This is a genomic window from Sphingomonas immobilis, from assembly GCF_030580995.1.
GTDB lineage: Bacteria > Pseudomonadota > Alphaproteobacteria > Sphingomonadales > Sphingomonadaceae > Sphingomonas > Sphingomonas immobilis.
The window spans coordinates 142,336-153,602 of sequence record NZ_JAUQSZ010000008.1 but is presented as its reverse complement, the minus strand read 5'-3'; the positions used below and the strand labels follow the sequence as shown (position 1 = coordinate 153,602).

The 11,267-nt window shown below is 67.8% G+C and carries 6 protein-coding genes; 1 reads left to right on the top strand and 5 read right to left on the bottom strand.

Going from position 1 to position 11,267, the window contains the following annotated elements; genetic code table 11:
• Positions 1–10: 10 nt before the first annotated feature.
• The 4 genes from Q5H94_RS12780 to Q5H94_RS12765 all read right to left on the bottom strand — a co-directional run bounded on the left by Q5H94_RS12780 (position 11) and on the right by Q5H94_RS12765 (position 7,570).
• The gene (locus tag Q5H94_RS12780; RefSeq protein ID WP_304561660.1) at positions 11–1,735 is read right to left on the bottom strand and encodes a ShlB/FhaC/HecB family hemolysin secretion/activation protein; all 1,725 of its coding nucleotides are present in this window, start codon (positions 1,733–1,735) and stop codon (positions 11–13) included.
• 97 nt (positions 1,736–1,832) lie between these two features.
• Positions 1,833–3,218, bottom strand: a complete 1,386-nt coding sequence (locus tag Q5H94_RS12775) for an efflux transporter outer membrane subunit (RefSeq protein ID WP_304561659.1) — start codon at positions 3,216–3,218, stop codon at positions 1,833–1,835.
• A complete protein-coding gene (locus Q5H94_RS12770) occupies positions 3,211–4,362 on the bottom strand; it encodes an efflux RND transporter periplasmic adaptor subunit (protein WP_304561658.1) in 1,152 nt (383 codons plus the stop codon). The genes Q5H94_RS12775 and Q5H94_RS12770 overlap by 8 nt, the downstream gene beginning before the upstream one ends.
• Positions 4,355–7,570 carry an efflux RND transporter permease subunit gene (locus Q5H94_RS12765; RefSeq protein ID WP_304561657.1) on the bottom strand — a complete coding sequence of 1,072 codons (3,216 nt, stop codon included), beginning with the start codon at positions 7,568–7,570 and terminating at the stop codon, positions 4,355–4,357. Before Q5H94_RS12765 ends, Q5H94_RS12770 begins: the two co-directional genes overlap by 8 nt.
• A 157-nt stretch (positions 7,571–7,727) precedes the next feature.
• Here Q5H94_RS12765 and Q5H94_RS12760 point away from each other — a divergent pair, with 157 nt between their 5' ends.
• Positions 7,728–8,624, top strand: coding sequence for a LysR family transcriptional regulator (locus tag Q5H94_RS12760; protein ID WP_304561656.1), 897 nt, complete (start codon positions 7,728–7,730; stop codon positions 8,622–8,624).
• 40 nt (positions 8,625–8,664) lie between these two features.
• Here the strand turns inward: Q5H94_RS12760 and Q5H94_RS12755 are convergent, their stop codons facing one another.
• The gene (locus Q5H94_RS12755; protein ID WP_304561655.1) at positions 8,665–11,253 is read right to left on the bottom strand and encodes a TonB-dependent receptor; all 2,589 of its coding nucleotides are present in this window, start codon (positions 11,251–11,253) and stop codon (positions 8,665–8,667) included.
• Positions 11,254–11,267 lie beyond the last annotated feature (14 nt).

The following is an 11,267-nucleotide window of genomic DNA, read 5'->3' as shown; positions in this document are numbered from 1 at the left end:
TCTTTTCCGGTTAGAAACGCAGGCCTATTTCGATGGTGAAGCGGTCGCTGTCGGGCCGCCCGGCGACGAAGGCTCCGCCATATTCCGCGCCTGCGTAGAGGGACGTGCGCGCCAGCAGCGGCCCGGCGAACACGCGCGCGCCGACGCCTGCCGCGCCCGCCTTGGTGTCGCGCCGTTCGACCGCGGTCGGCTGCGCGAGGTGGCTGATGCCGCCGGCCGCAAAGACGTAAGGCGCGAGCGTGAGCCGTCCGAGATCGAAGCGCTCGGCGAGTTCGCCGCGCAACGTAACGCCAGTGTCGCCGGGCAGCGCGCCGGTCGGCAGCGTAGAGACCGCGTCGGTCGTCCCTTGCGTGAACTGCTGCGATCCCGGCAGCGCGCCGGAGAACGACGCCTGATAGCGCAGCGTCCCGGTCAGACTCCACGTCGCGCCGACCGGCACGCGCACATCGCCGCCGCCCGAGAGCTTGACGAAATCGGGCCGCGCGCCCTGCCGTGACAGGGGCACCCCGCTCGCCGTCGCGTCGGCGAGGCTGCGCGCGCCCAGCCCGTCGATGCCGACGGAGAGCTGCCCGCTCGCCCCCATCGTAGCACCGCCCGGCAAGGCCCGCCGCCAGCTTGCGTCGACGTGGGCGGTGCGCAGCCGGTCCCTGCTCAGCAAGGTGCCGAACGCCTTGGCCTCGCTGCTCTCGGTGATGGCGTCCACGCCGAACCCGAAATCGAGCCGTTCACGTCGATTGCGGATCGCGGGATATGCCACGCTCAGCGCCGCGCGGTCGTAGCGCCCGCCGATCGCCGGGGCCGCCCCGCCGAGGATCGGGTTCGTCCGCGCCGCGACATATTCGAGGTTGACCTGCCAGCCCGCTCCGCCGACCGGCAGGACGATGCCGCCGCCCGCGATGCTGCGCGGGTTGCCGCTGCCGAAGGGCGCGTCGTCGGGGTTGAAGATGAGCGTGCCGTAGATCCGCTCGCCCAGGCCCAGCACGCCGTTGAGCGATAGCTGCGCGACCAGTTCGCGGCGGCCATATTCGCCGCCCAGCCGGTTGTCGAAGGCGAGCGACCCCGACACCGGCGCATGGGCACCGTTCAGTACCAAAGTCGCGCCGCCGTCCTGCTTGCCGGGCGTGATCGTACTGCTGAGCGTGACGCCCGCCGTCTCGCCCGCCAGCAGCAGCGCGCGCTCGATCTCGGCGATCCGCAATCCCCGCCGCCCGACCAGCCGCCCCGCGCGTCGCGCGACGGGGGCGCGCACGGAAGCGGGGAGGGCGGAGGCGTCGATCGCTTCGACGAAACCGTCCACGACGACGAGCCGCACGTCCGCGCCGTCGCGCAACTGCTGTGGCGGCACCGTCACGCGCGCAAGTACATAGCCATGCCGCGCATACGCCGCCTCGATCTGACGGGCGAGCATATAGACATCGGCCACCGGCACGCGCCGCCCGGCGAACGGCGTGGTCAGCGCGTTCGTCTCCGCCGTCAGGCCTGGCAGGCCACCCTCGACCCGTACCGAACCCAGCGTCACGTTGAGCGCTGCGGCATTGGCCGGCAGATCGATTGGGGCGGGTGCCGGTGCGGTGACGGCCGGGCGCTCGGCCGGGCGATCCGGCGCGGGCTGCAGCGTTGGCGGCACGACCTGTCCGGGGCTCGGCACCTGCGCGTGGACCGCGGTCGTGGGCAGCATCGCGGCCAGCCCCAGCAGCCCCGCCTTGCCCGCGACCCTCGAAAGCCCGATCGTCATGCGCCACCCCCCGTCTCGCCCCAACATCAAGCAAAGGCGTCAGGAGGCGGGGAAACGGGTCAGCGCTGCGCGAAAAAAATCGCGACGGGCAGGAGAATCAGCTCGCGGCTGCGCCGCCCAGAGCGCGATACGTGTCGCTGGCGGTCTGCAACTGGCGCGCGCGCAGCACTAGCAGCGCGCGTTCGGCATCCAGCGCCGCCGTCTGCGCGATGACGACCTCCAGATAATCCGCCGCGCCGTCGCGGTAGCGGGTGAAGGCCAGGTCGCGGGTGCGCTCCGCCGCCTTGGCCGCCTCCGCCTGGTCGGTCTCGCTCGCCACCAGCAGGCGCTGTGCGGCGAGATCGTCCTCGACCTCGCGGAAGGCGACGAGCACGGTCTGGCGATAGCTCGCGGTCGCTTCGTCAAACTGCGCGCGCGCCTGCTTCACGCCCGCCGCACGCCTGCCGCCGTCAAACAGCGCGAGCGCGGCCTGGAAGGGGCCGAGACCCCAGAAACTGCTCGGCACGCTCAGCCAGCTTGCGCCGGTCGTCTCGAACCCCGCGCTTGCGCCGAGCGTGATGCTCGGGAACCATGCCGCGCGCGCGACGCCGATGCGGGCGTTGGCAGCGGCGACGCGGCGCTCCGCCGCGGCGATATCGGGGCGGCGTTCGAGCAACGTCGAGGGCAGGCCGGCGATGACCGACGGCGGCCGGACCTGCGCATCGGCGACGGGCATCGAAAAGCCCGAAGGTGTCGCGCCGACCAGCACGGCGATGGCGTGTTCGTCGCGCGCGCGGTCGATCATCGTGTTCGACAGCTCGGCCTTGGCGCTCGACAACTGCGACTGCGCGCGGCTGACGTCGACGCCGGAGGAAATGCCGCCGCTGTGGCGCGTGTCGGTCAGGTCGAAGGCGCGCTGGAACGCCTCGATCGTGCGCCGCAGCAGCACGATCCGCGCATCCAGCCCGCGCAGGTCGAAATAGGTCTGCGCAAGCTGGCTCTGCAGGCCGAGGCGAATGCCATCGACGTCGAACGCCGCGGCCCGCGCGGCGTCCTTGCTCGAAGCGACCTGATTGCGGATGCGTCCGAACAGATCGATCTCGTAAGCGAGCGACGCGCCGCCCACCTTGTCGGTAAATTCGACCGAGTGGCCCTGGCTGCGGGGCGCGTTGGCGGAGGTACGGTCGCGCTCGATGCTCGCCGCCGCGCCCACCTGCGGGAACAGATCGGCGCGCGCGATCCGCGACGTAGCGACAGACTGCTCGTACCGCGCGGAGGCGGCGGCAAGATCGAGGTTGCCCGCCTCTATCCTGTCCTCCAGCGCATCGAGCGCGGGGTCGCCGAACGCCTGCCACCATTTGCCGGGTGCCGCGACGGCGGTCTGCGCGGGCTGCCACGGGCCTTCCTTGTAGGCGGCGGGCACCGACATGGCGGGCGGTTGATAGGCCGGCGCGAGCGAGCATCCGCCCAGCAGCAGCCCCAGCAGCAGACTTTTCTTAGCCACGGCGGACCTGCACCTTGTCGCCCGACTGGAGCGAATCCGGCGGGTTGTCGATGACGTTGTCTTTCGCCGACAGCCCCGCACTGATCTGCACCGTCTCGCCGAGATCGTGGCCGATCGTCACGGTCTTGAGCTGCACGCGGCCGTCGCTGCCCAGCACCGCGACCTGCGTGCCGCCTGCGCCGATGATCATCGCGCTGGCGGGAAGCTCCACCGCGCCGCCGCCCGCTGCCGAGATCGGGAAGGTTGCCTGCGCGAAGGCACCCGGCTTCAACGCGCGGTCGCCGTTCGCGGCCTGCAACTGCACCAGCACCGTGCCCGACGTGACATCGACCGCGTCGGCGGAGCGGACCATCTCGGCGGTGAACTTGCGGCCCGGATATTCGGGCAGTGCCAGCCCGACGGTCATGCCGGGATGGACCTGCGCGGAATAGGCCTGCGGCACGCGCACGAAAATGCGGATGCGGCTGATGTCTGAGACGGTGAACAGTGGCGTCGCGGCGGCGTTGCCCGCCGTCACCAGCGCGCCGACGTTGGTCGATCGCGTCGTCACCACGCCCGCGAACGGCGCGGTCAGGCGTGTGTAGCCAAGCTGATATTGCAGCCGCGAGACGTTGGCGCGCGCGGCGTTGGACACCGCCGCCTTGGCCGCCAGATCGCCCTTCTTCTCGTCGGTCTCCTGCTTCGACACGGCATCCTTGGCGAGCATCGTTTCCCAGCGCGCCGCCGTCGTCGCCGCAAGATTCTCGTTGGCGCGCGCGGTCTGCAGGTCGGCGCGCGCGGCGGCGAGCTGCTGATCGACCTCGGGCGCATCGATCAGCGCGAGCAGCTGGCCCGGCTTCACGTCGTCGCCGATATCGACGAACCATTTGCGGATATAGCCGCTGCTGCGCGCGTAGATCGGCGCGGATTGCAGCGCGTCGAGCTGCGCGGGCAGGGTGAGCGCGCCGGTCGCGGCGGCGGGCTTGGCGTGGATCACCGTTACCGTCGGCACCGCCTGGTCCTTGGTCCAGGTCGTCAGTTGCGACTGCGAGTGGGACCGTGCGGCGATGCCGGTCGCGACGATGGCGATCGCCACCACGCCGCCGATGACGCCGACGCGCTTCAGGCTGCGGCCCTCCCGGTCGGGATTGGTGCCGTCAGGCATGTGCTACCTCTTGATTGGGGATTGGCAGATTGGGTTCGGGCTCCTGCGGAGCCGCTTTGGTCGCCTTGCGGTGGACGAGGCTGAAGATGACGGGGACGAACATCAGCGTCGCGAAGGTCGCGACGATCAATCCGCCGATCACGGCGCGCCCCAACGGCGCGTTCTGCTCGCCGCCCTCGCCGAAGCCCATCGCCATCGGCAGCATGCCGATGATCATGGCGAGCGCGGTCATCAGCACCGGGCGGAAGCGGACGAGGCCTGCCTCCATCGCCGCGTCCACGGCATTGCCGAGTTCGGCCAGCCGTTCGCGCGCGAAGCTGACGACGAGGATCGCGTTCGCGGTCGCCACGCCCATGCACATGATCGCGCCGGTGAGGGCTGGCACCGACAGCGTGGTGCCGGTGATGAACAGCATCCAGATGATGCCGGCGATCGCGCCGGGCAGCGCGGTGATGATGACGAACGGATCGAGCCAGCTCTGGAAGTTCACCACGATCAGCAGGTAGATCAGCACGATCGCCGCGATCAGGCCGAAGCCGAGGCCGGAGAAGGCGGTGTTCATCGTCTCGTACTGGCCGCGCAGCGTGACGGTCGCGCCCTTCGGTTCCTGCGGTTTGAGGTCGGCGATCACCTTCTTGATGTCGCCCGCCACCGCGCCGAGATCGCGGCCGTTGGTGGTCGCATAGACGTCCGTCACGGGCGCGATGTTGTAGTGCGAGATCACGGCGGGCGCGTTCGAACGGCCGATCGAGCCGATGCCGCCGATGATCTGCGAGCGGCCCGCGGCGGCGCCGGTGACGGGCACGTTGGCGAGATCGCTCAGCGAGCTGATCTGATGCTCGGGCGTCTGCGCGACGACCGGATAGGAAACGCCGGACTTGGGATCGAGATAGAAGACCGGCGCGGTCTGCGACGTGCCGGCGAGCGAGCTGGCGAGGCTGGTCGTCACGTCGCGCTCGGTCAGGCCGTATTGCCCCGCACGCGTACGATCGACGTCGACGTTAAGCTGCGGATAATGCGCCGATTGCTGCACGCGCGCATCCGCCACGCCCGGGATCGAGCGGATCCGGCGCAGCAATTCGCGCGCATAGACGCCATTGGCCAAATCGCTCTTGCCGGCGATCTGCACGTCGATCGGCGCCGGGGCACCGAAGTTGAGGATCTGGCTGGTAATATCGGCCGGCAGGAACGAGAAGGTCGTGCCGGGGAAGGCGCGCGGCAATTCCTCGCGCAGTTTTTTCACATAGCTGTCCGTCGGTGCATGGCCCTCGGCGAGCTGGATCAGGATGTCGCCGTCCTGCGGGCCGATCGTGCCCGAGTTGTTGTAGGTCGTATTGATGGCGCTGACCGGGAGGCCGATGTTGTCGACGATCGAGACGAGTTCGTTCGCGGGCACGATCGCGCGGATGCGGCGCTGGATGCGGTCGAACTGCGCCGACGTATCCTCGATGCGGCTGCCGACCGGCGCGCGAACGTGCAGCGCCATCTGCCCGGCATCGACCGCGGGGAAGAAGTTCTGGCCGAGGAACGGCGTCAGCAGGAACGACAGCGCGACGCAGGCGAGGAAGCCGATCACGAACGGCCGGGGCGACGCAAGCGCACGCTTGAGCAGGCCGAGATAGCCGTCGCGAACCTGCGTGAAGCGATGCTCGAACCCGCGCTGGAAGCGCACCAGCGGATTGCGCGAACCGGGCTCGCCCGCCGCATGATCGTCATGGCCGGCGACATGCGGCTTCAGCAGGTACATCGCCATCGTCGGCACCAGGGTGCGCGAGAGGATGAACGACGCGATCATCGCGAACACCACCGACAAGGCGAGCGGCACGAAGAGAAAACCGGCGACGCCGGGCAGGAAGAACATCGGCACGAACACGATGCAGATGCACAGCAGCGACACGAACGCGGGCGTCACGATCTGCGCCGCGCCGTCGAGGATCGCCTGCATCACCGGCTTGCCCTGTTCGAGGTGCCAGTTGATGTTCTCGATCGTCACCGTCGCGTCGTCGACGAGGATGCCGACCGCGAGGCTGAGGCCGCCGAGCGTCATCACGTTCAACGTATTGCCCGTCGTCGCCAGCGCGATGATCGCGGCGAGAATGGCGAGCGGGATCGAGATCGCGATGATGACGGTCGAGCGCCAGGAGCCGAGGAACAGCAGGATCATCAGAGATGTCAGCGCGGCGGCGATCGCGCCTTCCTTGACGACGCCTTCGACCGCGGCCTTCACGAACAGCGACTGGTCGGCGAGGGGCACGATCTTGAGCGCAGCCGGCAACGTCGCCTGAATGGGCGGCAGCGCGTCCTTGATGCCCTGCACGATTGCGAGCGTGGACGTCGCGCCATTCTTCAACACGGTGATGAGGACCGAGCGCGACCCGTCGACATGGACGACGTTGGTCTGCGGCGCGGACCCGTCTCGGACGTGCGCGACGTCTCGCATGTAGATGGTCGCGCCGTTGACGACCTTGATCGGCAGATTGTTGAGTTCCTCGATCGATCCCGGCGCATTGTTGAGCGCGACCGAATATTGGAAGCCGCCGATCTTCGCGAAGCCGGCCGGGTTGATCTGGTTCTGCGCGGCGATGGCGTTGCCCACGTCCTGCCCCGACAGCCCCTTCGACTGCAGCGCCTCGGGATCGAGATCGATCTGGATCTGGCGTGTCTTGCCGCCGGACGGGAAGGGGATCGCCGCACCCGGCACGGTGACGAGGCCCGGCCGGATCTGGTTCTGCGCGAGATCGAACATGGCGCCCTCGCTCAGTCCTTTGCCTGACAGGGCGAGCTGCAGGATCGGCACGGTCGAGGCATTGTAGTTCAGGATCAGCGGTGGCGTGATGCCGGGCGGAAGCTGCTTGAGCACGGTCTGCGAAACGCTCGTCACCTGCGCATTGGCGGTGGCGATGTTCACGCCCGGATGGAAATAGATTTTCACCACGCCGATGCCGGGCATCGACTGGCTCTCGATATGATCGATGTCGTTGACGGTGGTCGACAGGATGCGCTCGAACGGCGTGATGATGCGGCCGCTCATCTGATCCGGCGGCAGGCGGCTATATTGCCACGCGGTCGCGATCACTGGCACGCCGATATTGGGGAAGATATCGACGGGTGTACGGATCGCCGACAGCACGCCCAGGATCGCGACCAGGATCGCCATCACCACGAACGTGAGTGGGCGGCTGAGCGCGATACGAACGATACCGATCAAAAGCTGCCTCCCGGCGCTGGACGGCGCGGCGGTTGTACCGTCGGGTCATCTGATGAATGCACCGGCGGATCGCATGGTGCAATGCGGCAATTGCGACGCTCAAGCTTCCGCGTCCAATATTGTTTGCGGCATGATTGATAGTTACAGCATATCAATCATGGAATTGAGACACCTCAGATATTTCGTTCAGGTCGCCCAGGATCTCCATTTCGCGCGCGCGGCCGGGCATCTCGGAATTTCGCAGCCGCCGCTCAGTCAGCAGATCCGCGCGCTGGAGGACGAATTGGGCGTGCGCCTGCTCGAACGCACCAGCCGCCGTGTCGCGTTGACGCCGGCGGGGCGGCTGTTCCTCGACGCGGCACGCGCGACGCTGCGCTCCGCCGAGGACGCGATCCTGGTGGCGCGGCGCGCCTCGCGCGGAGAACTCGGCGAACTCGCGATCGGCTTCAGCGCGTCGGCACCGTTCGTGCCCGACATCGCGCACGCCATTTCCGAATTCCGCGATACCTATCCCGACATCGCGCTCGTGCTGCGGGAAATCGCCGGGTCCGATCACCTTCAGCAGATCGAGGATCACGTGCTCGATCTCGCTTTTCAGCGTAGCCGGCGCGCGCCGGTCCTGTCGCCCGCGCTGATGGCGCAATCGTTCCTGAGCGAGCGATTGTTCGTCGCGTGCCAGCCGGAACACCGCTTCGCGCAGCAGGATTCGGTGCGTTTCGCGGAACTGAACGGAGAGCCCTTGCTGGTCTATTCCAACGAGCGGACGGTCTTTACGGGAGAGTTGATCCTGCTGCTGCGGGAATATGGGGTCGAGCCCGTCATCGCGCAGTCCGTGACCGACATCTCTACGCTGTTCGGCCTGACGGCGGCGGGCATCGGCGTGATGGTGCTGGTCGAGTCGCTCTGCACGCTGCAATCGGCGCGGCTCGTCTTCCGGCCGCTCGCCGACGAGACGGCGCGGATCATGCTGTGGCTGGTCCGGCACCGCGAGCCGACGCTGCCGTGCCGCAACTTCCTCGAAATGTTGGGCGCGCCGTCGAAGCGCCGCCCGTGACGAGCGGGCCGGGGAACGCTCCCGGCCCGCCGTCTCGTCCTCAATACGCCGCCGACAGGGTCAGGAACCACTGGCGCGGCGCGATCGGATAGGCCGAGTAGCTGTTGGTAGCCGACGGACCCGACAGGCTCGACCAGCCCTTCTCGTCGGTCAGGTTGGTGACGTTGAGCGCTACTTCCAGCTTGCGCAGCGGTAGGACGCCGTCCGGGATCTTCGCCGCGAGGCGTAGCGATGTGAGGAAGTAGTCTGGTACGCTGACGTCGTTGGTGAAGGTGGCGGGACGCTTGCCGACGTAATCGCCGATCAGCTGCGCCTCGAAGATGCCGAGGTTCAGCGTCGCGACGGTCTTGTTCAGCAGCTTGGGGATGCCCGCCAGCAGCTTGCCGCAGGTCGGCACCACGCCGCCGACGACGAGATAGCCGCCGATGCAGGTGTTGGTCGCCGCCCCGATGCCGCTCGCCGACGAGGTGTAGTCGCTCTGATAGGTCGAGAGGTTGTACGACAGCGCGTTGTAGAGCGAGAACGTCCGGCCGAAGCGCACCGTGAAGGCCGCGTCGACACCGTCGGTATGCACGTCGCCGACGTTCACCAGGATCGAGGTGCCGCCGGTGATGCCGCTGCCCGCGATGCCGCCCGGATTGGTCGAGATCGCCAGCAGGCGGTTGTTGAAGACGACGTGATAGTAATTGAGCTGAGCGTCGAAACCGATCCCGCCGGAGAAGTTGCGGTGGCTGCGCAGGCCGGCTTCATAGGTCCAGCTCGTCTCGGGCTTGCCCTGCGTGGCGAAGGTGTCGAACGCCGCCTGGCTGCCCGTGAACCAGGGGCCACCACCGCCGGCGAGATAGGCCGAATATTGCCGCAGGTTCTTCTGGACGTTGAAATAGACGGTTTCGCTGCCGTTGAAGTCATAGGTCGCGCCGACGGCGGGCAGGAACCATTCGAAGGTGTTGATCGTGCCCTGCGGCAGCGCCGTGGTGCCGCCGAGCGAGCCGATCGCCGGCTGGATCGGGAAAGTGCCGGTCGCCCATTGCGCGCTGGTCTTGAAACCGGCCTGGACGAGCAGCTTGTCGTTTACCTGCCAGGTGTCCTGCAGGTGAAGCTGCAACTGCTGGATCTTCGCCTCGCCCTGATACTGGGTGAACAGCGGCTGCATCACGTCGAGCGGGCGGATGTACGGTGAGCTCAACGCCTGGTTGCCGACGGGAACCGCGTACCAGCGGCGCCACTGGGTCGTGCTGTTATGCTCGTACCAGCCGCCGAATTCGATCTTGTGATCGCCGAGCTGGGCGTCGATCGCCGAGATCACGCCCCAGCGATCGATGCGATATTCCGTGGTGCGCGTGATCATGCCCGATCCGCCGGTCGCCGCGACCAGCGCGGCGCCCGCCGCAGCGGCGGTGGCGGGATCGGTGCCGCGTGCCGCCGGTGCCAGCGCGAGGCAGCCGGCCGAAAGCGTGCCGTTCGAATTGCCGCCGAAGCGACAGGCGGTGGCGAGGTTGGCATAGTTCGGATCGAGATAGGCCTGCGCGACCGTGATCGACTGGCCGAGCGGCCCCGCGACGACGCCGGCGCCGTCATTGTGGTGGAAATAGCCGGTGGTGGACCACGTGGCGCGCTCGCCAAGATGCAGGTCGTAGCGGCCGTAGCCGAGGAAATCGGTACGCTGCGCATCCGAATAATAGTTGCGGTAGTTGCTGCCTTCGGCCGCCGGCGTGTTGCCGAGCGCGCTGAGATAGCTCGTACGATAGGTGTCGAACGCCGGGTAGAAGAACGGCTTGGTGTACGGCGTGTAGAGCTGCACCGCCGTCGCCGTACCGCCTGCCGACGGCTTGAAGAACACCGTCGAATCCTCGTTCGGCTGGACCATGTCGCTATAGTCGAAGAACAACGTCAGCTTGCCGACATGGTCCTCATGGACGAACTTGGCATTGGCCTGATAGCCGCCCTGGTTGCCGTTGAAATCCCAGGCGCGGGCGCGCTGGCGTGTTGCCGAGATATAGCCCGAGTTGCCGCCGCCGAAATCGCCGCTGTCGATGCGGACATAGGTGCGCGACGTGTCGTAGCTGCCGACGGTCTGCGCGGCCTGGATGCCGAACTGCTTGAGCGGCTGGGCAGAATAGGTCTCGACCGTACCGCCGAGGTTGCTGTTCGACGCGGTGGCAAGATCGCCCGCGCCGGTCGCCACGACCACGCGGCCGACGTTCTCGGAGATCACCGCGCGCTGCGGCGAGAGGCCGTTGTAATTGCCGTAGCTCTGGTCGCCGAGCGGGATGCCGTCCATCGTGTAGCCGAGCTGGTTGCCGCCGAACCCATGAATGAAGATCTGCGCGTTCTGCTCGTTGAGGCCCCACGGATCGGCCGTGATGTAGAGCACGCCCGGCAGCGTCTGGATCGCCTTCAGCGGCGAGACGCCCGGCAGGATCTTCTGGATCTCGCTCTGCGGAATGGCGGTGGCCGAGCGCGTCGTCTTGGCGGTGACGATGATCGTGTCGGCTTCGTCGACGGCGGCGCCGGGGGCCGGGCTCTCGGCCGGTTCGGGCGCGGCGTTGGCGGCGGTCTGCGCGGACGCGGCGTTGGCGTAGAAGAGCGCGCCGGCGAGCGCCAGCAGACTGCAGGAAAGTCGGATCACGATAAGCCCCTTTG